Annotated in this window: 23 protein-coding genes and 1 pseudogene; 9 read left to right on the top strand and 15 right to left on the bottom strand. The window is 64.8% G+C overall.

Annotated elements, in window-relative coordinates:
* The first annotated feature begins 152 nt into the window (after nucleotides 1–152).
* The gene (locus tag NCCP691_RS15725) at nucleotides 153–374 is read left to right on the top strand and encodes a hypothetical protein (protein ID WP_220809504.1); all 222 of its coding nucleotides are present in this window, start codon (nucleotides 153–155) and stop codon (nucleotides 372–374) included.
* A gap of 58 nt (nucleotides 375–432) precedes the next feature.
* Here the strand turns inward: NCCP691_RS15725 and NCCP691_RS15720 are convergent, their stop codons facing one another.
* The 6 genes from NCCP691_RS15720 to rpmH all read right to left on the bottom strand — a co-directional run bounded on the left by NCCP691_RS15720 (nucleotide 433) and on the right by rpmH (nucleotide 6499).
* Nucleotides 433–2217 (bottom strand): RNA/DNA-binding domain-containing protein, encoded by a 1785-nt coding sequence (locus tag NCCP691_RS15720; protein WP_220809503.1) that lies wholly within the window; start codon nucleotides 2215–2217, stop codon nucleotides 433–435.
* Between the two features lie 345 nt (nucleotides 2218–2562).
* Entirely contained in the window at nucleotides 2563–3945 is a 1383-nt protein-coding gene (mnmE, locus tag NCCP691_RS15715) for a tRNA uridine-5-carboxymethylaminomethyl(34) synthesis GTPase MnmE (protein ID WP_220809502.1), read from the bottom strand.
* Nucleotides 3946–4038: 93 nt separating this feature from the next.
* The gene (gene yidC / locus NCCP691_RS15710; protein ID WP_220809501.1) at nucleotides 4039–5688 is read right to left on the bottom strand and encodes a membrane protein insertase YidC; all 1650 of its coding nucleotides are present in this window, start codon (nucleotides 5686–5688) and stop codon (nucleotides 4039–4041) included.
* 30 nt (nucleotides 5689–5718) lie between these two features.
* Nucleotides 5719–5955, bottom strand: coding sequence for a membrane protein insertion efficiency factor YidD (gene yidD / locus NCCP691_RS15705; RefSeq protein ID WP_220809500.1), 237 nt, complete (start codon nucleotides 5953–5955; stop codon nucleotides 5719–5721).
* On the bottom strand, nucleotides 5952–6332 hold the full coding sequence (gene rnpA, locus NCCP691_RS15700; protein WP_220809499.1) for a ribonuclease P protein component: 381 nt from the start codon (nucleotides 6330–6332) through the stop codon (nucleotides 5952–5954). Before rnpA ends, yidD begins: the two co-directional genes overlap by 4 nt.
* Before the next feature lie 32 nt (nucleotides 6333–6364).
* Entirely contained in the window at nucleotides 6365–6499 is a 135-nt protein-coding gene (gene rpmH / locus NCCP691_RS15695; protein ID WP_220809498.1) for a 50S ribosomal protein L34, read from the bottom strand.
* A 383-nt stretch (nucleotides 6500–6882) separates the two neighbouring features.
* Between rpmH and dnaA the strand changes: the two genes are divergently transcribed.
* From dnaA to NCCP691_RS15675, 4 genes are all read left to right on the top strand, one after another.
* Entirely contained in the window at nucleotides 6883–8289 is a 1407-nt protein-coding gene (gene dnaA, locus NCCP691_RS15690; protein WP_220809497.1) for a chromosomal replication initiator protein DnaA, read from the top strand.
* 233 nt (nucleotides 8290–8522) lie between these two features.
* Nucleotides 8523–9629 (top strand): DNA polymerase III subunit beta, encoded by a 1107-nt coding sequence (gene dnaN / locus NCCP691_RS15685; RefSeq protein ID WP_220809496.1) that lies wholly within the window; start codon nucleotides 8523–8525, stop codon nucleotides 9627–9629.
* A 143-nt stretch (nucleotides 9630–9772) separates the two neighbouring features.
* Nucleotides 9773–12274 carry a DNA topoisomerase (ATP-hydrolyzing) subunit B gene (gene gyrB, locus NCCP691_RS15680; RefSeq protein ID WP_220809495.1) on the top strand — a complete coding sequence of 834 codons (2502 nt, stop codon included), beginning with the start codon at nucleotides 9773–9775 and terminating at the stop codon, nucleotides 12272–12274.
* Between the two features lie 314 nt (nucleotides 12275–12588).
* Complete coding sequence (locus NCCP691_RS15675) at nucleotides 12589–14262, top strand: ankyrin repeat domain-containing protein (RefSeq protein ID WP_220809494.1); 1674 nt, start codon at nucleotides 12589–12591, stop codon at nucleotides 14260–14262.
* 110 nt (nucleotides 14263–14372) lie between these two features.
* On the opposite strand, the gene NCCP691_RS15670 is transcribed toward NCCP691_RS15675, so the two are convergent.
* Entirely contained in the window at nucleotides 14373–15146 is a 774-nt protein-coding gene (locus NCCP691_RS15670; protein WP_220809493.1) for a ferredoxin--NADP reductase, read from the bottom strand.
* Nucleotides 15147–15390: 244 nt separating this feature from the next.
* Here NCCP691_RS15670 and NCCP691_RS15665 point away from each other — a divergent pair, with 244 nt between their 5' ends.
* Together NCCP691_RS15665 and NCCP691_RS15660 are read left to right on the top strand one after the other, a co-directional pair.
* Nucleotides 15391–16497: an MBL fold metallo-hydrolase gene (locus NCCP691_RS15665; RefSeq protein ID WP_220809492.1), complete on the top strand. Its 1107-nt coding sequence runs from the start codon at nucleotides 15391–15393 to the stop codon at nucleotides 16495–16497.
* A gap of 102 nt (nucleotides 16498–16599) precedes the next feature.
* Nucleotides 16600–17025, top strand: a complete 426-nt coding sequence (locus NCCP691_RS15660; RefSeq protein WP_220809491.1) for a hypothetical protein — start codon at nucleotides 16600–16602, stop codon at nucleotides 17023–17025.
* A 7-nt stretch (nucleotides 17026–17032) separates the two neighbouring features.
* Here NCCP691_RS15660 and NCCP691_RS15655 read toward each other — a convergent pair whose 3' ends face one another.
* From NCCP691_RS15655 to NCCP691_RS15640, 4 genes are all read right to left on the bottom strand, one after another.
* A complete protein-coding gene (locus NCCP691_RS15655) occupies nucleotides 17033–17314 on the bottom strand; it encodes a TfoX/Sxy family DNA transformation protein (protein ID WP_238482461.1) in 282 nt (93 codons plus the stop codon).
* A 74-nt stretch (nucleotides 17315–17388) separates the two neighbouring features.
* Entirely contained in the window at nucleotides 17389–18798 is a 1410-nt protein-coding gene (locus tag NCCP691_RS15650; RefSeq protein WP_220809490.1) for an MFS transporter, read from the bottom strand.
* Nucleotides 18799–18867: 69 nt separating this feature from the next.
* On the bottom strand, nucleotides 18868–20055 hold the full coding sequence (gene pncB, locus NCCP691_RS15645; protein ID WP_220809489.1) for a nicotinate phosphoribosyltransferase: 1188 nt from the start codon (nucleotides 20053–20055) through the stop codon (nucleotides 18868–18870).
* A 53-nt stretch (nucleotides 20056–20108) separates the two neighbouring features.
* Nucleotides 20109–21137, bottom strand: coding sequence for an HDOD domain-containing protein (locus tag NCCP691_RS15640; protein WP_220809488.1), 1029 nt, complete (start codon nucleotides 21135–21137; stop codon nucleotides 20109–20111).
* Nucleotides 21138–21443: 306 nt separating this feature from the next.
* Here NCCP691_RS15640 and NCCP691_RS15635 point away from each other — a divergent pair, with 306 nt between their 5' ends.
* The gene (locus tag NCCP691_RS15635; RefSeq protein WP_220809487.1) at nucleotides 21444–22556 is read left to right on the top strand and encodes a GNAT family N-acetyltransferase; all 1113 of its coding nucleotides are present in this window, start codon (nucleotides 21444–21446) and stop codon (nucleotides 22554–22556) included.
* 7 nt (nucleotides 22557–22563) lie between these two features.
* Here NCCP691_RS15635 and NCCP691_RS15630 read toward each other — a convergent pair whose 3' ends face one another.
* The 3 genes from NCCP691_RS15630 to NCCP691_RS15620 all read right to left on the bottom strand — a co-directional run bounded on the left by NCCP691_RS15630 (nucleotide 22564) and on the right by NCCP691_RS15620 (nucleotide 24952).
* Nucleotides 22564–23181, bottom strand: a complete 618-nt coding sequence (locus NCCP691_RS15630) for a glutathione S-transferase family protein (RefSeq protein ID WP_220809561.1) — start codon at nucleotides 23179–23181, stop codon at nucleotides 22564–22566.
* A gap of 2 nt (nucleotides 23182–23183) precedes the next feature.
* Nucleotides 23184–23894, bottom strand: coding sequence for a glutathione S-transferase family protein (locus tag NCCP691_RS15625; RefSeq protein WP_220809486.1), 711 nt, complete (start codon nucleotides 23892–23894; stop codon nucleotides 23184–23186).
* An 86-nt stretch (nucleotides 23895–23980) separates the two neighbouring features.
* Nucleotides 23981–24952 carry a cyclase family protein gene (locus tag NCCP691_RS15620; RefSeq protein WP_220809485.1) on the bottom strand — a complete coding sequence of 324 codons (972 nt, stop codon included), beginning with the start codon at nucleotides 24950–24952 and terminating at the stop codon, nucleotides 23981–23983.
* 174 nt (nucleotides 24953–25126) lie between these two features.
* On the opposite strand from NCCP691_RS15620, the pseudogene NCCP691_RS21635 reads away from it, so the two are divergent.
* Nucleotides 25127–25607, top strand: a pseudogene (locus tag NCCP691_RS21635) (NYN domain-containing protein); the annotation flags it as partial.
* 604 nt (nucleotides 25608–26211) lie between these two features.
* On the opposite strand, the gene NCCP691_RS15610 reads toward NCCP691_RS21635, so the two are convergent.
* A complete protein-coding gene (locus tag NCCP691_RS15610) occupies nucleotides 26212–26583 on the bottom strand; it encodes a nucleotide pyrophosphohydrolase (protein ID WP_220809483.1) in 372 nt (123 codons plus the stop codon).
* Between the last annotated feature and the right edge of the window lie 7 nt (nucleotides 26584–26590).

Raw genomic sequence — 26590 nt, 5'->3', positions numbered from 1 at the left:
CATTTCCTGTGAATAATTCTGTGGACGACCCCTGGGTCGTTTTCCCAAGCCCCTGATTCCAGGGGATTTTTTTCTTTTGATTAAAATCACGGCAGTCCAGAACAAGCTCCTCCCCCGGCAGTCCTACGTCGAACGAAATCATGGAGGTAGCCATGGCAGCAGTGCAGTACAGGAAGGCGGATTGGATCGCCCAGGCCGACATCCAGGAACTGGCCGACGGCCGTTACCAGGGCGTGGTCATGATGAGCCATGAACTGGGCGCCGACAGCGAAGACACCCGTCACGAAGTCGAAGCCCCGTCCGACAGCCCGGAACAGGCGCTGGAGCAGGCGGTGGCGCTGGCGCACCGCTTGCTGGCGGATGTGGCGAGGTAGATTTCGCCGGAACGAAACCAAGCGGGCCTACGAATTGCCGCCTAATAGTTGCTGATTCTTATTTTTGAAGTGCTTTCATCCCAAGCTGGGTCAGCCGGTACTTCTGAAAGCGGCTGTTAGGCTTGTCCGGCTGGGTCATCTCAAGCCAGCCCCTGGCAAGGGCCGGCTGCAGATAATGGCGACGGAAATGCTCGCCATTCCTGAGTTGCAACGCGTCCATCAACTCACGCCGGCCCATGGTTCCCCGCAGCACACGGATGAGCCGGATTTCCGGTGTGACTTCCGTGGTGACTTCCGTGGTGACTTCCGTGGTGACTTCCGTGGTGACTTCCGTGGCGACCGGCCTCAGAAGGTCGGGAACCGGGGTTGAAGGCCAGCGGTAGCGCGTTCCCCGGCCTACGCCATCCTTCTTCAGCCAGCCCGAGGTCACCAGTTGCGCCAGTCGCATCCCGATATCGCGAGGATGCTCTTTCCGGTGCTGTTGCACGTCTTCGTTGCTGATATCGCCGAAGTGGTGCGCCATGATAAGCATCATGCGGCTGAGTTCGTCGAGTTGCGGGTAAGCTCCGCCGACCAGTGATCGCAACTCCTTTTCCACATGCTCCGGAATCATGCTGACGACCGGCAGCGAGACGCGGGTGGTTTCCAGCCGAGAGTCTTCCGCGACCAGCGGCACCAGCCAGCTTTGCTCATGCCAAGCGCGAAGGATCTTCTGAAACCCGGAACCGGCGCGTTCGCCCAGGCCCAGGAGCTGGAACATCTTGATCAGGTTGGGATTGCGCGGATCGCTCACACCCCCGTGGTAAAGCTGCTCGCGCGGCACCCGCAGCAGACCGGGATTGCGGAAGACGAAAGCATCGTGGCGCTTGATCACTGTGATCGCCTGCGGCAACTGGTGGTCTGCATGGACCAGAGTATTCACCAGGGCTTCGCGCAGCGCCTCATGAACATGCGTTTCCGCCGTTCGGGTCGCATGCTGCCCCAGCTTGAACGGAGTGGCGATGCCTGCAGTCAGGCGGGGAAAGACCCGGTAATAGAAGTTGAACAGGTTCGGAGCCCATTTGCCGTCTAGCGTCAACCGATAGGTCCAACGAATGTCTGGATCGTCGGCCAGCACTTCCTGATAATCCAGCTGATAGCTCGGGAGCGCATCGAGCAAACTTCTCTCCTTGCCAAACATGAGCAAGCCAGCAAGGGTCAGCCCTTCGGTTTTATGGAGGCGATCCCGCCGCCGGGCACCCAGGCTTTCCAGGAAGGCAGTATCGCTCAAGGCGAGGAAAGGATGATCTGGATCGCGTGCCGCAAAGCGATTGCGAAAGGATGCGAGAGTGTCGGCGTCAAGATCGTCCGCATCGAAGCCTTCGAGTATCTGCCCGTCCAGCGGCTCATCGCCTGCTTCGCGCAGCATGCGTTTTACTTCCGCCTCGGTGCAGCGGTAATCGCCTTCGTAGTTGCGCTTATACGTGCCAGTCAATGGGTTGCCGTTGATGAAGACTGGACGTAGCTGGCGTGAGGCACGAGGCACATGGATGCAAATTACTGCCGAACTCCCCATCTCTATGACGGCTACATCCTCGTCGCGGCAGACCGGTTGGCTCAGCTTCTGTGGATTGTTGTGCTCATCCCAGAATGTCTTGAGCAGGGACTGATGGTTACGCAACGGTTCAAGCTCGAATGCACCATGCTTCTCGGCTACGCCAAGCACGATCCAGCCACTGTCGGTATTCGCATATGCGGACAACGTCGACCAAAGGGACTTCGGCAATCCGCCGGCCGCGGACTTGAATTCGATTTCCTGGTCTTCACCAAGCTGCAGGGCGGTGAGAAGCTGGGCAAGCGTCATACGAGGCGGTTCCTCCCGGTGAGCAGCTCCTGCATCATGCCTCGCTTGATTTGTCGTACCTTTGCGGGCCTGGCTCCAAGAGCGGCAAGTTCGGCGAACATTTCGGAGAGGAGGTGGGCGATTGCGCTTTGCTCCTCATTTGTAGATGAAAGGGAGATGGGCGGCATCTTTACGAGCTTTGCCGCATAGCTTTGTTGTTTCCTTCCTCGGCAATACGACGCCAACACTTTCCCTCTCAGCACGTTGATACAGATACTCTGTTTTCAAATCTGGTTCGAGCAGATGCCATGCACGACTGCTTTGTCGCAGCGTAATCAACGTCCGTTTGCTCCAGCAGACCTCGCGCTACTTCCCGATACAAAACCGGCTGAAAATCACCCCCAGCAAATCATCCGGCGTGAACTCGCCGGTGATGCTCGACAGCCGTTCCTGCGCGATGCGCAATTCCTCCGCGAACAGGTCGAGTGCCTGGTCGCTCGTCTGGCCGCCGGCCATCGCGTGCTCGGCCGCGAATGCCAGGTGTTCGCGCGCCGCCTTCAGCGCGACCAGGTGCCGCTCGCGCGCGATGAAGCGCGACTCGGCCGTCTGCTGCCAGCCGGCGACGCGCAACAGTTCGGCGCGCAGCAGGTCGATGCCGGCGCGCTCGGTCGCCGACAGGTAGATGTGGGTGGCTTCCGCCGCCCGGTCCACCGCCGGCTTGTGGCCGGACAGGTCGATCTTGTTCCAGACGCGCAGCACCGGCACGTTGGGCGGGAAGCGCTGCGTGATGTCTTCGTCGGCGCGGGTCGGTCCGCGGCCGGCGTCGAGCAGGTGCACGATGACGTCGGCCCTGAAGACTTCGCCCCAGGTGCGCTCGATGCCGATGCGTTCGACTTCGTCGCCCGCCTCGCGGATGCCGGCGGTGTCGACGATGTTGAGCGGGATGCCTTCGATCTGTATGGTCTCGCTCACCTTGTCGCGGGTGGTACCCGCGATCGGGGTCACGATCGCGATTTCCGCGCCGGCCAGCGCGTTGAGCAGCGATGACTTGCCGACGTTCGGCTGGCCGGCCAGCACCACGTTCAGACCCTCGCGCAGCAGCGCGCCCTGCGAGGCTTCGGCGAACACCTGCTCCAGGTCCGCGCGGATGCGCTCGAGCTGGCCGCGGGCGTCGGACTTCTCGAGGAAGTCGATCTCCTCTTCCGGAAAATCGAGCGTGGCCTCGACCAGCATGCGCAGGTGGATCACCTTCTCCACCAGCCCGTGGATGGCGCGCGAGAAGGCGCCGGTCAGCGACGCCGACGCCGATTTCGCCGCCGCCTCGGTCGAGGCTTCGATCAGGTCGGCGACGGCTTCCGCCTGCGCCAGGTCCAGCTTGTCGTTGAGGAAGGCGCGCTGGGTGAATTCGCCCGGTTCGGCCAGCCGCAAATCGATGTCGCGCCCCGCTTCGAGGCAGCGCGCCAGCAGCATCTGCATCACCACCGGGCCGCCGTGGCCGTGCAGCTCGAGCACGTCTTCGCCGGTGTAGGAATGGGGTGCCTTGAAGTAGATCGCCAGCCCCTGGTCGATCGCGCTGCCGTCGGCATGGCGGAAGGGCAGGTAGGTCGCATGGCGCGGCTGCAGCGCCGAGGTGCCGCAGACGGCTTCCATCACCGGCGCCAGGTTCTTGCCGGAGATGCGCACCACGCCGATACCGCCGCGCCCGGGCGGCGTGGCGATGGCTGCGATGGGAGTCGTGTCGTGATTCATGGAACGGATTTTATGGGCGTGGTGATGGATCGGCAATGCGGTCCCTGAAAACAACAAAGCCCGCACGCGGCGGGCTTTGCGATGCGGCCTGGCTTACGCCGGCTTGCCGCTTTCGATGCGGCGAGTGATGAACCACTGCTGCGCGATCGACAGGATGTTGTTGACCACCCAGTACAGCACGAGGCCGGCCGGGAAGAAGAAGAACATCACCGAGAAAGCGATCGGCATGAACAGCATCACCTTGGCCTGCACCGGGTCCGGCGGGGTCGGGTTGAGCTTGGTCTGGATGAACATCGACACCGCCATGATGACCGGCAGGATAAACCACGGGTCGGGCGAGGCGAGGTCGGTGATCCAGCCGAGCCACGGCGCGTTGCGCATCTCGACCGAGGCCAGCAGTACCCAGTACAGCGCGATGAAGACCGGGATCTGCACCAGGATCGGCAGGCAGCCGCCGAGCGGATTGATCTTCTCGGTCTTGTACAGCTCCATCATCGCCTGGTTCATCTTCTGCGGATCGTTCTTGTGGCGATCGCGGATGGCCTGCATCTTCGGCGTCACGGTCTTCATCTTGGCCATGCTGCGATAGCTCGCCGCCGACAACGGGAAGAAGGCGAGCTTGATCAGCACGGTCAGCACGATGATGGTCCAGCCCCAGTTGCCGAGCACCTTGTGGATCTGTTCCATCAGCCAGAAGATCGGCTTGGCGATCACGGTCAGCCAGCCGTAGTCCTTGACCAGTTCCAGTCCCGGCGCCAGCTTCTCGAGGCGGTCCGATTCCTGCGGGCCGGAGTACAGCGGCACGTTCACGGTCGCCGACTTGCCCGGCTCGACGGTGCCCACCTGCAGGATGGAGCCGACCGCGTACAGGTTGTTGTCGATTTTCTTGGTGTAGATTTCGCGCGCGGTGTTCTGCGGCGGCAGGAAGGCCGACACGAAATAATGCTGCACCAGCGCCACCCAGCCGTTGTCGGACTTGGTCGCATGGCGTGCCTTGCCTTCCTCGATGTCCTCGAAGCTCATCTTCTGGAACTTGTCGGCCTCGGTGTAGACGACCGGCCCGGTGAAGGTGCTGTAGAACGCCGACTCGCCCGCCGGCGCATTGCCGTCGCGTACCAGCTGCACATACAGCGAGGGGCTGATCGGCTGCACGCCGTTGTTGATCACCTCATGCCTGATGCCGATGGTGTACTCGCCGCGGCGGAAGGTATAGGTCTTCACCAGCTTGACGCCGCCCTGCTCGGACTCCAGCACCAGCTGCAGCTCCTCGTTGCCGTCGAGGCTGCGCGGACCCGGCCGAACGGAGAATGCGGTCTTGTGATTGGGGAAGGGGCCGCCGATCAGGCCGGTCTGCGCCAGGTAGACATGGGCATTGCCGGAATCGAACAGCACCATGTTCTTGTTCTGGTCCACCGTGTCCTTGTGCTTGAGCAGCTCCAGCCGCTGCAGCTCGCCGCCCACGGTGTCGATCTCGGCCCTGACCAGGTCGGTGGTGATGGTGATCACCTCGCCGCTGCGGTCGGCGCCGGCCGGCACCGCCGGCGTTGCCGCCGCCGGCGCGCTTACCTGCGGCACATCGTTGCGGCGGGCGGGCTCGCCGCCGGCCGCGGGCTGGGCGGACTGCTGCTGCGTCGCGCTCGGGAAGAACAGCGACTGCTTGCCGTTGTAGCGCATCCAGTTGTCCCACAGCAGCAGCAGCGACAACGAGAATACAACCCACAGAACGGTACGTTGGATATCCATATAAGAGTGTGGTCTTCAGTAATCAGGAATTCAGTGGCGATGTCCGGCGCAGGCTTTCGGCGGCACCGGATCGACGCCGCCCGGGTGCCAGGGATGGCATTTGCACAAGCGGCGCGCGGCCAGCAGGCTGCCCCGTGCCGCGCCGTGCAACTCGATCGCCTCCATCGCATAGCTGGAGCAGCTCGGGTAGAAGCGGCACTTCTGGCCGAGAAAAGGACTGATGCCCAGCCGGTACGCGCGCAATAGTAGCAGCAAAACGGGTTTCATCCGCGCATCTCCTCCGGCTTGCGGACCTGCGAGCGCAGCAGCTGCGCCAGCTCGGCGCGCAGCGTCTGCTTGAGCCGCGCGCCGGTGGCGGGGTCGCGGCGGGCATTCACGGGTTTGGTCAGGCGGACGATGCAGTCGAGCGCGGGCAGCGACGACAGGCGGAAGGTTTCGCGGGTGAGACGCTTGATCGTGTTGCGGGTGACCGCGCGCGGCGCGAAGCGCTTCGCCACGACAACGCCCAGGCGGGCGTGACTGAGGGAATTGCTGCGGGTGTACAGCACGAAGTGGGCGCTGCGTTGAGCGGGCCGCAAACGAAAAACGGATGAGAACTCATCCGTTTTTACGATGCGCCGGGCGCGTGAATAGTCTTCGCTCACGCCAGCAGCAGTTTCGGCAGCCGAAGCCGGCCTCAGACGGCCAGGCGCTTGCGGCCCTTGGCGCGGCGAGCGTTCAGGACGGCGCGGCCGCTACGGGTGGCCATGCGTGCACGGAAGCCGTGGGTGCGCTTGCGGCGGACGACGGACGGTTGGTAAGTACGTTTCATGTTGGTCTCGCTAGTTCGGCAGAAATGGGTTGGTTCTCAGCTCAGCCCATTCTTGTTTTGTGCGGACACAAAACGCGACAGGCAGTGAACCCGCGATTAAACACCAGTTTCGCTTTCTCTGTCAATCACTTAGCGGCCGTGCCGGGCCTTGCCCCGCCCGGTGCCTGCGCGCTGCCGGGGCGGTCCTGCCACGCAAAAAACCCGGTTCTTGGCAAGCTCTTTTTTATGTCGGAAAAATGTCGCGCCCTGTGGATAACTATCCTTGCCCGGGTATAGAATAGCCCTCCCGCGCGGCCGACCGAAGCTGCGCCAGACGCCGCAGGCGCAAGATGGCTGCGGCGCTGCAGTCTGTATCCACCATACCAAGACTACTAGAACAATCCATGGAAAATTTCTGGCAGACTTGCTCCGCGAAACTGGAGCAGGAACTCCCGCCGCAACAATTCAGCGCATGGATCAAACCCCTGGTTCCGCTCGATTTCGAGGACGGCCGCCTGCGCATCGCGGCGCCCAACCGCTTCAAGCTGGACTGGGTCAAGCAGCAGTTTGCCAGCCGTATCACCACCCTCGCCTCGGAATACTGGGAAGCCCCGATCGACGTGCAGTTCGTGCTCGACCCGCGTGCCGGCGGCGCGCGCCGTCCGGCCCCGGCACCGGCCGCGGCCGCGGCGGTCAATGGCGGCGGCGCTGCCCAGGCCGCGGCGGTGATCGACATGCCGGATGCGATCGAGCGTGCCGACCTGTACATAGAAGAGACCAAGAAGCGCGACCAGAGCCGCATCAATCCCGCGCTGACCTTTGAAAGCTTCGTCACCGGCAAGGCCAACCAGCTCGCCCGCGCCGCCGCGATCCAGGTCGCCAACAACCCGGGCGTGTCCTACAACCCGCTGTTCCTCTACGGCGGCGTCGGTCTCGGCAAGACCCACCTGATCCACGCCATCGGCAACCAGCTGCTGGCGGAGAAGCCCGACGTGCGCATCCGCTACATCCACGCGGAACAGTATGTACGCGACGTAGTGACCGCTTACCAGCGCAAGGGCTTCGACGATTTCAAGCGCTACTACCACTCGCTGGACATGCTGCTCATCGACGATATTCAGTTCTTCGCCGGCAAGAGTCGCACGCAGGAAGAATTCTTCTATGCGTTCGAGGCGCTGATCGCCGCCAAGAAGCAGATCATCATCACGAGCGACACCTATCCGAAGGAAATCAGCGGCATGGATGACCGCCTGATCTCCCGTTTCGACTCCGGCCTGACGGTCGCGGTCGAGCCGCCGGAGCTGGAAATGCGGGTCGCGATCCTGCTGAAGAAAGCGGCACAGGAAGGCGCCGTCCTGAGCGACGACGTCGCCTTTTTCGTGGCCAAGCACCTGCGCTCCAACGTGCGCGAACTCGAAGGCGCGCTGCGCAAGATCCTGGCCTACTCCCGTTTCCACGGCAAGGACATCACGATCGATGTTGTCAAGGAGGCATTGAAGGACCTGCTGTCGGTGCAGAACCGCCAGATCTCCGTGGAGAACATCCAGAAGACCGTGGCCGACTTCTTCAACATCAAGGTCGCCGACATGTACTCCAAGAAGCGGCCGGCCAACATCGCCCGCCCGCGCCAGATCGCGATGTACCTGGCCAAGGAGCTGACCCAGAAGAGCCTGCCGGAGATCGGCGAGCTGTTCGGCGGGCGCGACCATACCACCGTGCTGCACGCGGTGCGCAAGATCGCCGCCGACCGCGCCAAGAACCCGGAAGTCAACCACGAACTCCACGTCCTCGAACAGACCCTCAAAGGCTGACGCCCCGCCTGCCCGGCGGCTTGTGGATAAGTCATTCCGCCGCCGCCGGCCGCCCGTGCCGGCCTGGTATGGGTGGATGTTGTCACTCTGTTAAAAAAACGTGACGAAGATTTCTTTGGCTGCCCCCTTTTCTGTCAAAATAGAGGGGTTTCGCCTTATATGGATTCCGGCCTGCGGAGTCCCGCCACCCGAACCATCGCAACGCCTCATTCAACCAATACAAGGACTAAAGCATGCAATTGGTTAAAACCCAAAGAGACACGCTGCTCCGGCCGCTGCAGATCGTGAGTGGTATTGTCGAGCGTCGGCACACGCTGCCGATTCTGGCCAATATCCTCATTCGCAAGGACGGTGAAAAGGTCTCCTTCCTGTCCACCGACATTGAAGTGCAGATCACCACGCACGCCGACGTGGGCGTCGGCGGCGAAGTCGGCGCCACCACCGTCGCCGCCCGCAAGCTGCTCGACATCCTGCGCGCGCTGCCCGACTCCGGCGACGTGTCGCTGTCGCTGGCCAACAAGCGCATGACGGTCCAGTCCGGCAAGTCGCGCTTCGCGCTGCAGACCCTGGCAGCCGAGGAATTCCCGACCGTCGCCCAGGCTGAGCACTACAACGCGCGCGTGACGCTGCCGCAGAAGACGCTCAAGCACCTGTTCAACATGGTCCACTTCGCGATGGCGCAGCAGGACATCCGCTACTACCTCAACGGCCTGCTGCTGGTCGTCGACGGCAAGAACGTGATCGCGGTCGCCACCGACGGCCACCGCCTCGCGTTCTGCCAGGTCGAGACCGACCAGGACTTCCAGCGCCAGGAAGTGATCATCCCGCGCAAGACCATCCTCGAACTGCAGCGCCTGCTGGAAGACCTCGACAATCCGGTCGAGCTCGAAATCGCCAACAACCAGGTCAAGCTGACGTTTGCCGACATCGAGCTGATCTCCAAGCTCGTCGAGGGCAAGTTCCCCGACTACACGCGCGTGATCCCGAAGGGCTACAAGAACAACTTCACGATCGACCGCCAGACGCTGCTGCACGCGCTGCAGCGCGCGGCCATCATGACGAGCGACAAGTTCAAGGGCGTGCGCTGCATCATCGCGCCGGGCAGCCTGAAGATCAGCTCCACCAACGCCGACCAGGAAGAGGCGGTGGAAGAGCTCGAGATCGATTACGGCGGCGACAGCATCGACATCGGCTTCAACGTCACCTATCTGCTCGACGTGCTCAACAATCTGAAAACCGACAACATCAACATCGCCCTCGGCGATGCCAACTCCTCGGCGCTGATCACCCTGCCCGACAACGCCGACTTCAAGTATGTCGTGATGCCCATGCGTATCTGATGGATCTAAGGAACACATAAGCAAGCAGGCGAAAGGGGGGCGCGATCACAGCGCACCCCTTTGCCGCTTTAAGGAATTTTGAAAATTCTGGGCACATCGTCCAGACCGCTCTTTGGTAGTCATTCGAAACACAGAAGGTAGCCATGTCCGCACTCCCTCAAGAAGCCACTCCCGAGCCGCAATCCGGCAGCCAGTACAGCGCGTCCTCGATCCAGATCCTCGAAGGCCTGGAAGCGGTGCGCAAGCGTCCGGGCATGTACATCGGCGACACCTCCGACGGCACAGGCCTGCACCATCTGGTTTTCGAAGTGCTCGACAACTCGATCGACGAGGCGCTCGCCGGCCACTGCTCCGAAATCCACGTCACCATCCACGCCGACAACTCGATCTCCGTCACCGACAACGGCCGCGGCATCCCGACCGGCATCAAGTGGGACGACAAGCATGATCCGAAGCGAAGCGCGGCAGAGATCGTGATGACCGAGCTGCACGCCGGCGGCAAGTTCGACCAGAACTCCTACAAGGTCTCCGGCGGCCTGCACGGCGTCGGCGTGTCCTGCGTGAACGCGCTGTCCAAGCTGCTGCGCCTGACCATCCGCCGCGACGGCAAGGTCCACCAGATGGAGTTCGCCAAGGGCGTGGTGCAGAACCGCGAGATCGCCAGCCAGGACGGCGTCGCCATCTCCCCGATCAAGGTCACCGGCGACACCGACAAGCGCGGCACCGAAGTGCATTTCTGGGCCGATGAAGAAATCTTCACGCATGTCGAGTTCCATTACGACATCCTGGCCAAGCGCATCCGCGAACTGTCCTTCCTCAACAACGGCGTGCACATCAAGCTGACCGACCAGCGCACCGGCAAGGAAGAGGACTTCGCGTTCGAAGGCGGCACCCGCGGCTTCGTCGAATACATCAACAAGAACAAGAACGTGCTGCATCCGACCATCTTCCAGGCCACCGGCGAGAAGGTCTCGGAGCAGGGCACGATGATCGGCGTCGACGTCTCCATGCAGTGGAACGACGCCTTCAACGAGCAGGTGCTCTGCTTCACCAACAACATCCCGCAGCGCGACGGCGGCACCCACCTGACCGGCCTGCGCGCGGCGATGACGCGCGTCATCAACAAGTACATCGAAGAAAACGACTTCGCCAAGAAGGCCAAGGTCGAGGTCAGCGGCGACGACATGCGCGAAGGCCTGACCTGCGTGCTGTCGGTGAAGGTGCCCGAGCCGAAGTTCAGCTCGCAGACCAAGGACAAGCTGGTGTCGAGCGAGGTGCGCGGCCCGGTGGAGGAAATCGTCGCCAAGACCCTGACCGACTTCCTGCTCGAAAAGCCCAACGACGCCAAGATCATCTGCGGCAAGATCGTCGAGGCCGCGCGCGCCCGCGAAGCCGCGCGCAAGGCTCGCGAACTCACCCGCCGCAAGGGCGTGATGGACGGCCTCGGCCTGTCGGCGAAGCTGGCCGACTGCCAGGAAAAGGACCCGGCGCTGTGCGAGCTCTACATCGTCGAGGGCGACTCCGCGGGCGGCTCCGCCAAGCAGGGCCGCGACCGCAAGTTCCAGGCCATCCTGCCGCTGCGCGGCAAGGTGCTCAACGTCGAAAAGGCCCGCTTCGAAAAGATGCTGTCCTCCGAGCAGATCACCACCCTGATCGCCACGCTCGGCACCAGCATCGGCCCCGATGAATTCAATGTCGAGAAGCTGCGCTACCACCGCATCATCATCATGACCGATGCCGACGTCGACGGCGCCCACATCCGCACCCTGCTGCTCACCCTGCTGTATCGCCAGATGCCGCAGCTGGTCGAGCGCGGCCACGTGTACATCGCGCAGCCGCCGCTGTACAAGGTCAAGCACGGCAAGGACGAGCGCTATCTGAAGGATGACATCGAAGAGGCGCAGTACATGATGCAGATCGCGCTGCACGATGCGGCGATCATTCCGCAGGAAGGCGCGCAACCCATCGTCGGCGACGCGCTGGCAGAGCTGGTCCGCCAGTACAACACCGCCAACGCGATCGTCATGCGCCTGTCCGGCGCGATCGACCGCGCGGCGCTGTCGGCCATCATCAACGGCTGCCAGCTCAATCTCGACGACGGCGACAGCGCCGCCGCCTCGGCAGAGGCGCTGACCAAGGCGATCAACGACCCGGACATCGACGTCGTGGTTCGTTCCGACGAGCTCTCGGCCAAGCACAGCCTGCGCATCCAGCGCCGCCATTTCGGCAACATCAAGGTCAGCGTGATCGATGCGGAATTCCTGCACGGCCCCGACTACCAGACCCTGTCCAGCGCCGCCGCCACCTTCAAGGGCCTGATCGGCCCGGGCGCCATGGCCCGCCGCGGCCAGGGCGACAAGGCCAAGGAAGTCACCATCCGCGACTTCCCGGAAGCGATGAACTGGCTGCGCGCCGAAGCCGAGCGCGGCGTCACCAAGCAGCGCTACAAGGGTCTGGGCGAAATGAATCCCGAGCAGCTGTGGGAAACCACGATGGATCCGAACGTGCGCCGCCTGCTGCGGGTGCAGATCGAGGACGCCATCGCCGCGGACCAGATCTTCACCACGCTGATGGGCGATGACGTGGAGCCGCGCCGGGCCTTCATCGAGAGCAATGCGCTGCAGGCGGGGAATATCGACGTCTGAGTGTTTGTTCGAAGTCTCCACAGAGGAAAGGCTGGCCGCACAGGTCAGCCTTTTTTTCTTCCGGAGACACAGCACCGACACCGAGATGGCGGTGACATCCGCGCTGGTGGGAAGAGACGCCCAATGGAACCGTTTGCCCGCGCCTGAAACACAAGGGCTTTCAACAACGCCCGGGCACCCTAGGTGCTGCCTTGTCTGCCATGCGTATCCTGTCACACGTTGCCAGCGCTTTTTCCCATTCGAGGACTGGATCACAGCCACCTCCTGAGGCTTCCACATCAAGCGCTCCAGTCGCGTCCGCTCAGCACGGACACGTGCCTCATCATCCGGGTTCGTCGAATGTGGGGCGCCGCCTGCGCGCCGCGCTGGCGGTCGACAACCCCACGCGCTTTCGGCTTGCCGTCAAGAGCGGTGACGTCGGGGCAGTACGGAAGTTGCTGGAGAATGGCATGAGCCCGCATCACATCCTCGAAGGTGGCATGTCGGCCCTGAAGCTCGCCGCTCACCGCGGGCAGTTCGATGTGTTCCGGGCGTTGCTTGACGCTGACGGGGTGGATCCGAATCCCTTCCCGGAGAATGAGCTCAAGTACTGGCTGACGCAGAAACGGTTCGATGTCGTCGACGTCCTGCTCGGCCACGACAAGGTCGATCCGAATCAGCGGGATGCCAATGGCGACACACTCATGCACCTTGCCGTGCGCGCAGGCAAGCGTGACTGGGCGAAGGCGCTGCTCGGCAAGGCGAATCTCGCGCTCACCGACAAGCAGGGCATGACGCCGGTCGATCTTGCCGCGCAGTCCAGCGTGCGCATGCTGAAACAGATGCTTGAGTCAGGGGTGGATATCAATGGCAGAGACGACGAAGGCAGGACCAGTCTGCATCGGGCCGTGGCGCTCTGCGAGGATGAAAACCTGCCGGCGCTGGTCGCCCGTTATCTGCGTTACGGCGCGGACCCGCTGGTCAAGGATGTTGCGAACAAGACGCCCCTTGAGGCCGCGGTCGAAAAAAACCGTCCGGCCGCGGCAAGGGCCCTGCTTGATGACGCGCGAGTCTGCAACAGTGTCTCCGACAGTACTGGGCGGCGCATCCTGCGCAGCGCGATTGTGAACAGCCCCGCCTCCATACCGCTGCTTGTCACCGCCGGCGTGAATCCGGGCGCGCCGGAACTCGGTCAGACTCCGCTCGAACACGCCGTGCTGCAGAACCGTTCCGAAAGCGTGGCCATTCTGCTGTCGCAACCGGGGGTCGAGGAGGGGCTCGGCGGCAGTACGGGTGCCGCGCTGCTGCGTCTGGCCATCATGAACAGTCCGGACTCCATTCCGGCGCTGATCGCGGCCGGCGCCGATCCGGGCGCCAGCGACGAGACCGGAGCGATGCCCGTGCAGTTGGCAATACAACATGACCGGCCCGAGATTGTGGCCGCAATGCTCGCCGCCGGGAGTGTCCGTGAGCACATGCGCGGGCGCACGGGCGAAGCACTCCTGCGTAATGCGGTCTTCACCAGCCCGGCTTCGATTGCAATGCTGATCGAGGCGGGCGTGAATCCAACCGCCTTCGACGACTCCGGGGATACACCACTTGATATCGCGGTGCTGAACAACCGGCCTGAAAGCGTGGCTGCCCTGGCAGCCAACCCCATCGTCGCCGACGCCATCCGCGGACCGACGGGCGGGAGGCTGGTGCGGGACGCTGTTGAAAACAGCCCCGCCTCGATTGCATTTCTGGTGGCAGCCGGCGCGGATCCGAATGCCAAAGCATACAGCGGCAAAACGCCGCTCGAGCTGGCGGTAGAGCGCGGCTGCGTGGACAGCGTGAGGGAATTGCTGAGGGCGGGCGCAGATCCGAAAGCCGGCACTGCGCGCGGCGGCTCTCTTTACGACCTGGCCACGGCACGTGGCAACAACGAGATTCGCTGGCTGCTGCTGCTCGGGGCGGGCGCTTCTTCGAGTTTCCCTTCCATCGAGGCTGTCCTGTCCTCGCGCTCTTGACAGTCACGCGCCCGCTTTCAGCATGCCCGCCTGTCATCCGACTCCCGGCAGACGGATGATCCGGCACGGTCGCCCCCGGCAGTGATCCGCCGGGCGACGCGACCCACCGATTACTGCTCCGCGAACGCGCGCTCGATCACGAAATCGCCCGGGCGCGTGGTGTTGCCTTCCTTGAAGTCGCGCTCTTCCAGCATGCGCTTGAGGTCGCGCAGCATTTCCGGGCTGCCGCAGATCATGACGCGGTCTTCCCGGGGATTGAGCGGCGGCGTGCCGAGGTCGGTGAAGAGCTTGCCGTTGCTGATGAGGTCGGTGACGCGGCCGGTGTTCTTGAAGGGCTCGCGGGTGACGGTCGGGTAGTAGAGCAGCTTCTCGCTCACCATCTCGCCGAGGAATTCATGCCTGGGCAGTTCCTGGGTCAGGTAGTCGTGGTACGCGAGTTCGTTCACCTGGCGCACGCCGTGCACCAGTACCACCTGTTCGAATTTCTCGTAGGTCTCGGGGTCGCGGATGACGCTCATGAAGGGCGCGAGGCCGGTGCCGGTCGACAGCAGGTAGAGGCGGCGGCCGGGGAGCAGGTAGTCGATCAGCAGCGTGCCGGTGGGCTTGCGGCCGACGATGATGGTGTCGCCGACCTTGATGTGCTGCAGGCGCGAGGTGAGCGGGCCGTCCGGCACCTTGATGCTCAGGAATTCCAGGTGTTCTTCGTAGTTGGCGCTGACGATGCTGTAGGCGCGCAGGATGGGCTTGCCCTCGACGCGCAGGCCGATCATGGTGAAATGGCCGTTCGAAAAGCGCAGCGCCGGGTCGCGCGTGGTGGTGAAGCTGAAAAGACGATCGGTCCAGTGATGGACGCTCAGGACGCGTTCCTCGTGCATGGCACTCATTTTTTTCCGTTCCTCGAAAACCTGCAAAACCTCGTATTTTACTGCGCCCGCGCGCAGGTGGCTCGCCGTCGTCGGCGCTGCGTGCAGGTGTTGCCCGGTGCAAGCGGGAATTTACTGATCGCGGACAGTTTTTTGACGATTCGGCAACCGGCGCATGGGGCTGCAAGGCGCCTCCGGCCCGGCAAAAGCGCGCTTCTGCCCTTGTCCCTATACTTTCGGGTTCGACCAACACTCCGCCGACCCGATGCGCCTCCACACGCTTCTGCCGGTGCTCGCGCTCAGCCTGGCCTGCGCAGCCTGCACCAACGTCAATCCCTACTACGACGCCGGCAAGCGCCACCACACGCCGCAGGGCTTCGTCAACAACTATCCCCCGAATCCCGCCTACCAGCGACCGGAGACCGGCTTCGTCGAGGCCTGGGTATCGCGCCTGAGGAACTGGACCACCGGCAGCGAATCGCGGGAGCCGCTCGCGCCCATCCCCACGGTCAAGCCTGACCTCGATTTCATCCACGCGAACAGGAGCGAGCCGGCGCTGACCTGGATCGGGCATGCGACCTTCCTGTTCCAGACGGGCTCGGGCCTCAATATCCTGACCGATCCGGTGTTCGAGGACCGCGCTTCGCCGCTGTCCTTCGCGGGTCCGAGGCGTCACCAGCCGCCGGGCGTGGCACTGGCCGAACTGCCGCATATCGACGCGGTGCTGATCAGTCACTCGCATTACGACCACCTGTCGCTCGACTCCCTGCGCGCACTGTACCGGCAGAAGGGCGGGCCGCCGGTGCTGTTCGCGCCGCTCGGCGTGGACCGGTGGCTGGAGGAGCACATCACCGGCGGCGACCGCTCGCGCATCGTCAAGCTCGACTGGTGGGACAAGGCGGAACTGCGCGGTCTCGAGCTTCACCTGCTGCCGGTCTTCCACTGGTCGTCCCGCACGCCGTGGGACCGCAATGCCACCCTGTGGGGGGCGTACGCGGTCAGGCGGCCCGGTTTTTCATTCTTTTTTTCGGGCGACCTCGCCTATTCCAGGGATGTGCAGGATATCGCAGCGCGCTTCGACGGCTTCGACCTGGCGGCGATCGGCATCGGCGCCTACCAGCCGATCTGGTACCGCAATTCCCATGTCAGTCCCGAGGAGGCGGTGAGAATCCACCGGGAGCTGCGCATCCGGCGCAGCGTCGGCATGCACTGGGGGACCTTTCCGATGGGGCAGGAGCGGCTCGACCAGGCGCCCAGGGACCTGGCCCTCGCGCGCGAGGCGCAGGGCGTGGCGGAGCAGGATTTTTTCGTGATGCGGCATGGTGAGACGTATCGGCCGCTGCAGGCGCAGACCGGCGGTGCCGTCCGCTGAGGTCTCCGGACGTCCGATGACTCCGCTGACTCCGGTCTACGGGTTTCCACGTATGCCGGAACGGTATATGATCATTCCATCAACGACTATGCCGACACATACGTGGGTGCGAAAAAAATCCTTGTCGCTGTCCGCCCCGAAGACCTGCCGCTGGTCACGGGGGCGCTCGGCCCGGAGTTCTGCGCCGTTGTCTGTCACACCCTGAGGGAGGCGGAGGCCGCGCTCGGTCCCGACATCGGCATGATCGCCTGCGGCGTGCATTTCGACCGCGGCGCGATGTTCGATTTCCTGCGCAGCGCGAAAACCCATCCGCATGCCCGCGGCCTGCCGTTCTACCTGCTGCTCGGCGAGGGCAGCGGACATTCGGAGGCGGTGTTGCGCGGCATACGTTCCGCCGCCAGGCTGCTCGGCGCGACGGCCTTCACCGATCTCTCCCGGCTGCGCAGGGATTTCGGCGAGCAGGCGGCATACGAGCGGCTCAGGGCAGCCGTGCGCGAGGCATTGACGCCGCACGAGACCGTGCGCTGAGGACCACCTACTTCGGCGCCAGGCCCATCCTGTCGAGCCGGATCAGGATCTCGGCGCGCCGCTCACGCTTGATATCGATCCAGTGCCTGTTCTCGATCGCGCCGATCAGCGCGTACAGGGCGTTGAGCCCGGTACCCGGCACGGCTTGCCTGAGGCGGGCATAGACTTCGAACGGATCGCTCGCCAGCAGGGTATCGGCACCGTGGATGCCGACACGGGCGAGCTGCTCGACGCTGCGCGGCCCGAGGCCCGGCAGGGAACTGACCGGCTTCATCGCAGACTGGCTCATTGTGCGGACCCCGCAACGGCAAACGAAGACGGGAGCATTCTAGCCGGGCGCCGGCAGGTGCGCGCGCCGCCCGGTCAGGTCTCGAGCTTCGCCACGTCCTCCAGCGACTTGCGCTCCGCGTCCACCGCGTGCCGCTGCGCCAGCCAGCCCGCGCCGAGCGCGAGAGCGGCGCCGAGTCCGTAGCCGGCGGCGACCGCGTCCCGGCTTCCGCTGTCGATCAGCCAGCCGAACAGGACCGGCGCCAGAAATCCGCCGGTGCCGGTGCCGATCGCATAGAAGATGGAGATGGCGAGCGCGCGCATTTCGAGCGGGAAGACCTCGCTGACCGTGAGGTAGGCCGAGCTCGCCGCGGTGGAGGCGACGAAGAACACGGCGCTCCAGCACAGCGCCTGGGTGCCGGCGTTGAGCCAGCCCGACATGAAGGCGACGCCGGTGAAGATCAGGCCGAGGCCGGACAGCGCATAGGTGAGGGCGATCATCCGGCGCCGGCCGACGCTGTCGAACAGCGGACCGAGCAGGAAGGGCCCGAGCACATTGCCGAGTGCAAAAGGAAAGATATAGAGCGCGACCCGGTTGTCCGGCACCTGGTAGAAGCGGGTGAGCACCAGCGAGTAGGTGAAGAAGATCGCGTTGTAGACGAAGGCCTGCGCGATCATCATCGCCATCACCACCGTGCTGCGGCGCCGGTAATGGTGCAGCAGCACCGCCGCCACCTGGCGCCAGCCGGGCGTGCCGTGGCCGCAGTCATGCCGCCGTTCCACCTGCGACAGCGGGCCGTGCTGGCGCCGCACCTGGGCCTCGATATCCTCGATGATGCGGTTCGCCTGCTCCGCCCTGCCGTGCATGAGCAGCCAGCGCGGGCTCTCGGGCACATGCCGCCGCACCAGCACGATCGCGATCGCCAGCACCGCGCCGAGCAGGAAACAGGCGCGCCAGCCGAGCGCCGGCCCCAGCACCCGCGGATCGAGCAGCACCAGGCTCAGCGCCGCGCCAAGCGCCGCGCCGATCCAGAAGCTGGCATTGATGGCGAGATTGACGCGACCGCGCACGCGCGCCGGAATGAGTTCGTCGATGGCGGAATTGATGGCCGCGTACTCGCCGCCTATCCCCAGTCCGGTGATGAAGCGGCATACCGAGAGGAAGGCGAAGCTGGTGGCGAAGGCGGTGGCGAGCGTGGCCAGCATGTAGACCGCCAGCGTGATCATGAACAGTTTCTTGCGCCCCAGGCGGTCGGTGAGACGGCCGAAGATCAGCGCGCCGATCACCGCGCCGCCGATGTAGAGCGAGCCGGTCCAGCCGACTTCGGCGGCGGACAGGCCGAGCGTGTCCTCGCGCTCGAGCACGCTGCCGAGCGAGCCGATCAGCGTGACTTCCAGGCCGTCGAGCACCCAGGCCACGCCGAGCGACAGCACCACGCGCCAGTGCCAGGCCGACCAGGGGAGCCGGTCGAGCCGTGCGGGAATGTCGCTTGCGGGATCCGTCATGTCGCCTGCTCCGTGAACGGCTTCATTCTAGGGACGGCGCGCGGCGGCGCTTCTGCGCCAGCGCATGCATCAGCCGGGATGCTGAAAGACCTGGCGAAGATAGGCCAGGAAAGTCTCGTCCCGGCACAGCGTCTTGCCGGGCGCATCCGACAGCTTGGCCACCGGCTGGCCGTTGCAGGACATGAGCTTCATGACGATGTTGAGCGGCCTGATGCCGACATCGTTGGTGAGGTGGGTGCCGATGCCGAAGCCGGTCATGATGCGATCGCCGAAATGGCGGTACAGCGCGAAGGCCTTGTCGAAGTCGAGCGCGTCGGAGAACACCAGCCGCCTGGTATGCGGATCGAGACGCAGCCGCGCATAGTGGGCGAGCGCCTTTTCGCCCCATGCGACCGGGTCGCCCGAGTCGTGCCGCAGGCCGTCGAACAGCTTGGCGAAGTACAGGTCGAAATCGGCGAGGAAGGCATCCATGCCCACCACGTCGGTCAGCGCGGTGCCGAGATCGCCCCGGTATTCCTGCACCCAGCCCTCCAGCGCCGCCTTCTGGAAGTCGCGCAGCCGCACGCCGAAGCCCTGGTAGGCCTGCAGGTACTCATGCGCCATGGTCCCGATCGGCACCAGGCCGTGGCGCATCGCCAGCCAGACGTTGGACGTGCCGCGGAAATGGGCCGGCGCCTCGCGCGCCAGCGCACTCACCACTTCATCCTGCCATGCCGCGGAGAAGCGGCGCCGCGTGCCGAAGTCGAAGAACTGGAACGGATGCCGGCACGGTGCTTCCCCCGCGAACGCCCGCAGCCGGGCGAGCTTGGCCGCCAGCCGCCTGCGGCCCTCGGCGAGCGCGTCGTCGCCGGCGAGGCGGCGGCCGTATAGCTCGCTGACGATGCACAGCACGTAGATTTCGAAGCCCATCACGTGCACCTGCGGACCGCGCGCGACGATGCGCAGCTCCGCGCCGTCGGCCTCGACCGAGATGAACCGGCGCTGGAAGCGGAACACGGAGAGGAAGTCGACGAAATCGCTCCTGATGAAGCGCAGGCCGCGCAGGTAGTCGAGCTCCTCGCCCGAGAAGGACATGCCGCACAAGTGGTCGAGTTCGCGTTCCACGTCCGCCTTCAGCTCCGCCAGCGGGAACGCGGGGCTGTTGCGGCAGAAGAATTCATACTCCGCCTGCGCCCCGGGATGGCTGTGCAGCAGCGCCTGCCACATCGTGAACTTGTAGAGGTCGGTTTCGAGCAGGCTGCGGATGATGGCGGGCATGGCGGTTTGCTGACGGGCACCGGGCTTTCAGGTTCAGAGGCGCCCGCCGCCGATCAGTTCCGGCTTTCCGTCGCCTGCGCCGCCTTGTCCCGGTCGAGGGCCGCCATCTCGCGCCAGCAGCGGATTTCTTCCTCGCCCTCCAGGCATGCATCGGCGAGCTCTTCGCGCAGCGCGCCCGCGCCGAGCAGCACATGCAGCTTGGCGAGCCGGTCGGCGGCGCCCAGCGCGCGCAGCATCTCCTCGTTGCTCTGCCAGGCGTCGCCGGCGGCGGCGGCCACCGCCTGCGGCGGAAACTCCCAGCTGCTGCCGACCAGCCGCGACAGGCGCCGGCAGTAGTGGCCGAAGCTCGCCTGGAAGGCCAGCGAGCGCAGCTCGCCCGGGTGCGCGGTGCCGGCCTGATCGAGCAGGCGCAGGGCGACGATGACGCCGACCTTGCGCAGCAGCCCGGCGAGAAAGGTCTCGAAGGCGTCGGCGCCGAAGTGCGCGGCCAGCCGCCGGCAGGCAAAGCCATAGGGCGCCGACAGCGCCCACACCCGCGGCGCGCCGGTGCCGGTGAACGGCCCGAGGCCGGCGGAGAACAGCGGCTTGAACGCGACGCTCGCGACCAGCATGCGCAGGCCGTTCTGGCCGATCATCGCCAGCGCCTCCTCGATGGTGCGCACCGGCGCCGCGCGCTGGAACCAGGCGCTGTTCACCTGGCGCAGGATCGCCGCCACCAGCACCGCGTCCTGCTCCACCTGGGCCGCCAGCTGCGACTGCGAGACATTGCGGTCTCGCAGGCTGCGCAGCAGGACCGGAATGATGGCGGGAAGGCGCGGCACCAGCTCGGCGGTGGCCGGGTCGGCCTCGTCGGCCACGCGCTTGAGGGCGCGCAGGGTGCGGCTTTCCGCCTCGCCGAGGTCTTGCGCCACCGCCTCGCCCGCGCCGAGCAGCCAGGGCAGCCAGAGATGGTCGACGTCGATCAGCTCGACGGCGGGCGCCGGGTCGACGGCGAGCACGGTGAGCGGACTGACGAGCGGCTCTTCCGCCGCCGCCGGTTCCGCGCGGCGGCGGAGGAGACGGTGAATGAGTGTCTTCAGCATGAGGGCGGCCGGAGCGCACCGGCGGTGACGGCGTGGCGGGACATACCGGCATTCTGCGCAAAGCGCGGGCGAAGCTCAATCGCCGGTGCACAGTCGACCGCTTGTCGGGCAGCCGTGCAGGCCTTGTCTCGTGTCGCCTTCCTGCATCATTTCGCCGGCAAATCGCCGGGATCGTGTTGCAACTTGCAAATCATCTTGCAGTTTGATTAACAAAAGGATTATTAATCGCAGCTCGGGAAAACAATTGCCCCCGCCTGCGGGAAGCAGGCGAGGGCGGCGGACGGAGGGCGAGCATTGGGTCCATTCATGAATCAACTGCCGGCGCTGGTCAATCGCGGCGGGCATGCGCTGCGCGCCGAGCTGTTCGGCATGATCCACGCCCGGCGCGACACCCGTCCCTTCATCCGCAATGTCACGGCCGACATCGATATCCTGCGCGTCGACGATGTCATTCTCCCCGCCACCATCACTTACGGCGAACCGGGCAATGCCTGGATCTGCTCGCCGCGCGCCACCTGGGGCGACGGCATGCCGCACATGCTGCGGGAGCGGCTCGGGCCGGCGCTGTCGCGCTGCAGCGCCGGCCTGTTCGGCCTGTTCGGCGGCATGCTCGACCGCGCATCGATCGACCGCGCGGTCTTCGTCAACAACTGGCTGATCGACACCTGCTTCCATCCCGTCATGTCGCGGCGCACGCTCAACACGATGATCGAGCGCGCGGTCGGGCGCTGGCCGCAGCACGCGCTCTGGATCCGTTCGCTCAACGCCGAACGCAATGCCGCACTCATCGCCTCGCTCAGGGACGCCGGTTTCGCGCTGCTGCCGACGCGGCAGGTCTGGGTATTCGACGGCATCGGCCTCAAGCTGCGCATGGGCGCCGGCCTGGAACGCGACCTGGCGCGCCTGCAGCGCACCTCGATGTGGACGGTCGGCAGGAACGACATCTACCCGGCGGATTTTCCGCGCATCGCCGCGCTGCACGCGGCGATGGACACCGCGCCCCACGGCTGGGCCCATCCGCACTACACCGCGCATTTCATGCAGTACTGGCATCAGGCGGGCCTGATGGAATTCCGCGGCTTCCGCGACGACGAGGGGCGCCTGCAGGCGGTGGCCGGCATCTTCCGCATCGGCGACAGCATCAGCGTCCCCATCCTCGGCTGCAATCCCGCCCTGCCGCGCGCCACCCAGGTCTACCGCCTGCTGATGACCCGCCTGCTGGAAGAAACCATGCTCGGCAATGCCACGCTCTGTCTCGGCCCCGGCCAGACCGCGTACAAGCGCGAGCGCGGCGGCCGTCCGATGCTGGAATACAGCGCGGTGCTCACCCGTCACCTGCCGCCGGCGCGGCGGCGCGCGGTGGCCGTGCTGGAGAGCGTGGCCAACCGGTTCTACGCGCCGCTGATCCGGCGCCTCTGAAGCGGTTTCAGGCGGCGCAGGGCCGCTCGGCGATGCGGTCGCGGTAGGCTTGCAGCCGCGCCAGGCCGTGATCGCCGGGACGGAACTTCATCAGGCCGCGCGCGAACTCCAGCGCGCAGTAGGCGGTGATGTCGGCGATGGTGAAGCGCGCGCCGGCGAGCCAGGCATGGCGCGCCAGCTGCTCGTCCAGTACGCGTGCCGCCTCCAGCACCCTGTCTCCCTGCGCCCGGCCGAAATCGGCGAACTGCGGCTGCTCCAGCACCGCCAGCCCCGGATGGGTGTGGCGGATGCAGTTTGCGACCAGGAAAAAGAAATGCAGCTCGACCTGGCGGTCGGCCATTTCGATGAAGGCGCGCTCCTCGACGCTTTCCCCCATCAGGTTGGGCGCGGGATGCAGGCCCTCGAGATAGGTGCAGATCGCGCGGCTCTCGGCGAGGCAGCGGCCGTCGGGCAGTTCCAGCACCGGCACGCGCGCGACGGGATTGCGCGCGCGGAAGGCGGTGCCGCGGTGTTCGCCGCCGTTGAGGTCCACCGGCACGAGTTCGATGTCCGGGATGCCTTTCTCGGCGATGAACATGGTGACCCGGCGCGGGTTGGGCGCGCGCGGCGCGGTATAGAGCTTCATGCTCATACGCCCTCCCGGCGCGACTGGCCGGTCTCGACCATCTTGCGCGCCTCGGCGGAAAACCGCTCGACCTCCTTGTCGTCCGCCTTGCCGAGGTTGATGGTCGACGGCGGCACCTCGATGCCCTTCTGCACCGCGGGCCGCGCGCGGATCGCCTGCACCCAGCGCGCGAGATGCGGCAGGTCGTCGATCTCGACACCCGACCAGCGATGGGTGCGCACCCACGCCCAGTTGGCGATGTCGGCGATCGAGTAATCGCCGGCCAGGTATTCGTTGTTCTTCAAGTGGCCGTCGAGCACGCGGAACAATCGCCTGCTCTCCCCCTGGTAGCGGTCGATCGCGGGCTGGATCTTCTCCGGGAAGTAGCGGTAGAAGACATTGGCCTGCCCCATCATCGGGCCGACGCCGCCCATCTGGAACATCAGCCATTGCAGCACGCGCGAACGGCCCTTCGCGTCGGCGGGCATCAGCCGGCCCGTCTTCTCCGCGAGGTAGATCAGGATGGCGCCGGATTCGAACACCGCGAAATCGCCGGCGTCGCGATCGACGATGGCCGGAATGCGGCCGTTGGGGTTGATGGCGAGGAACCAGTCCTGCTTCTGTTCGTTCTTCGACAGGTCCAGCGCGTGCAGCGTGTAGGGCAGCGCGAGTTCTTCGAGGACGATGGATATCTTGTGGCCGTTCGGCGTGGCCGCGGTGTAGAGGTCGATCATCGGCGTCTCCGGTTATTCCGGGAGGCGCGGCCCCCCGGGTTCGTTTGCGGCCAGTATGCGCGATAACGCGGAGCGCTGCAGGGCCGTCAGCGGATGGCGATCGGATTGATGATCGCCTGCACCGCGCCCGTGATGCGGGACGGCCCCAGCGTGAAGAAGCTTTCCCAGGCCTGGTCGCGCACCATCTCCTCGGTGTTCATGTTTTCGAGGATGTAGATGCCGTTGATCGCCAGCAGGATCTGGTGCACCTCGAACACGCCCGCGTTCGGCTCGGCCGGCAGCACTTCCAGGCCCCAGCTGTCGGACCCGATCATGGCCACCCCGAGCGAGGCGAGATAGCGCGCGCCTTCCACGCCGAGGCCGGGCTCGCCCGCGTTGTAGCGCGCATTGTCCTGGCCGACCAGCTTGCTCCAGCCGGTGTAGAACAGCACCACGTCACCCTTTTCGATCGACTTGATGCCCTGCTTCTTCATCGCGCCCTCGATCTCGGCGCGGTTGAAGGCGGTGCCCTCCTTGACCGGATTGGCGTTGAAGTAGGCGGTCATGTCGAGCAGCACGGCACGGGTGGCGATCGGCGGCACGGTCTCGATGCCCAGCTTCTGCAGGCCTTCCTTGCGCACGAAATCGGTGGCCCGGTTGCAGTTGTAGTAGACGCCATTGATGCCGAGATGGCCGAGGCCGTCGAGCTGCGAGCCGATGCCGACCCAGCCGTTGATGATGTCGTCGTTGTAGGTGGTGCGCGAGGGGCCGATCGGGCCGTTCTCCTGGCCGGGCTGCACCACCGTGAGCTCGAAGGTGCGCGGCGCGTAGGCCGGGGTGTTGCGGTTGGTCTCGATACCCAGCCGGTAGCTCTTGCCGGTCTTGATCAGCTTGGACGCCTCCAGCGTCTTCTGCGGCGTCACGTAGTTGAGATTGCCGATCTGGTCATTGGGACCGAACTTCGAGGGGAAGCAGTCCTGGGTCTGGGCCTGGGCGTGGGCGACGCCGGTGAGGGAAGCGACGGATGCGGTCAGTGCGAGTACCGCCAGCAGGCGGCTTGGCTTGCGCAGGATGGTCATGTTTGTCTCCGATTGTTGTTGGCCGTATCTGCTGTACGGCCATCACATCAGATCAAAGGCCGCGCAAGCCGGCCTTGTGTTTGCTCAAGCCCCCCGCGGGATGGCCGAGGTCGACGCCGCGGCGATTCCCCGGCACAATCGCGCTTTATCCGTTTTGCAAATCATCACCATCCCATGGCCTCACAATTCGAAATCACCAGCATGGCCCTGTTCTGCGACTTCGAGAACATCGCGCTCGGCGTGCGCGACGCGCGCTATGCGAACTTCGACATCCGACGCGTACTCGAGCGCCTGCTGCTCAAGGGCAGCATCGTGGTCAAGAAGGCTTACTGCGACTGGGAGCGCTACAAGGAGTTCAAGGGGGCAATGCACGAAGCCTCGTTCGAGCTGATCGAGATCCCGCACGTGCGCCAGTCCGGCAAGAACTCCGCCGACATCCGCATGGTCGTCGACGCGCTTGACCTGTGCTACACCAAGGCGCATGTGGACACCTTCGTGATCATCTCCGGCGATTCCGATTTCTCTCCGCTGGTGTCCAAGCTGCGCGAGAACAACAAGTACGTGATCGGCATCGGCGTGCGCGATTCGACCTCGGATCTGCTCGCCGCTAACTGCGACGAATTCATCTTCTACGACGATCTCGTGCGCGAGCAGAAGGCGCGGCGCAAGCCGGCCGAGAAGAAGACGCAGCCGAAGAAGCCGGCCGGCAAGGCGCAACCGAAGGCTGAAGACAAGGCCGAGGCCAGGACCGAAGAAAAGACCGAAGAAAAGACCGAGGACGACCGCCGGCAGGAAGTGCTCGACTTCGCGGTGGAGACGGTGGAAGCGCTGATCACCGAGCGCGGCAGCGATGAAAAGATCTGGGCCTCGATGGTCAAGCAGACCATGAAGCGGCGCAGGCCTGGCTTCAATGAGGCGGCTTTCGGGTATCGGTCGTTCAAGGATTTGATCGAGGATGCGCAGCAGCGGCAGTTGCTGGTGATGAGTAAGGATGAGAAGACGGGGCAGTATGCGGTGAGGTTACCGGGGTGAGGGGGCGGCCCTCTCGTTTCTTGTTTCTCTTCGGTGCTTCAAAGCGGTAGTCACTCCGTGGATGCTTGCCGGGGCCAGTCCCGGCTTGTGTCCACGAAGTGGCTGCCGAACCGCAGCACCGGAGAGAAAACCGGAACGAGAGGCTGTACAGCCTCAGTCACATGGGTAAGACCTGCCGGGTCATGCCACCACGCCCCCGACGGAGACGCCCGGCCTGCACCGCACCCTCAATCCTCATCCCCCAACTCACTATACTTCCGCGCCGACCCCCGCGCCCGCTCAACCGGATACTTGACCGCATTCTTCTCGATCTTGTCGGCCGCCGCCTGCAGCAGGTCGAAGCCCGCTTCCCCGGCCACGAGCAGCAGATAGAGAAAGACATCCGCGCATTCCTCGCGCAGTCGCTCCTGGAACGCGGGATCGTTTCGCAGCCGGGACAGTTCGTCGTCGCGCTTCCATTGCGTCAGCTCCAGCAGTTCGGCCGCCTCCAGGTTGACCGAGATGATCAGGTCCTTGAGCGTGTGGAACTGGCGCCAGTCGCGTTCGTCGCGGAAGGTTTCGAGGCGGCGGCGGATGGTGTCGAGGTCGGGTTTTTCCATGATCGCG

The organism is Noviherbaspirillum aridicola (assembly GCF_019656455.1).
GTDB classification, from domain to species: Bacteria; Pseudomonadota; Gammaproteobacteria; order Burkholderiales; family Burkholderiaceae_D; genus Noviherbaspirillum; species Noviherbaspirillum aridicola.
This window is presented reverse-complemented; position numbering and strand designations above follow the sequence as displayed.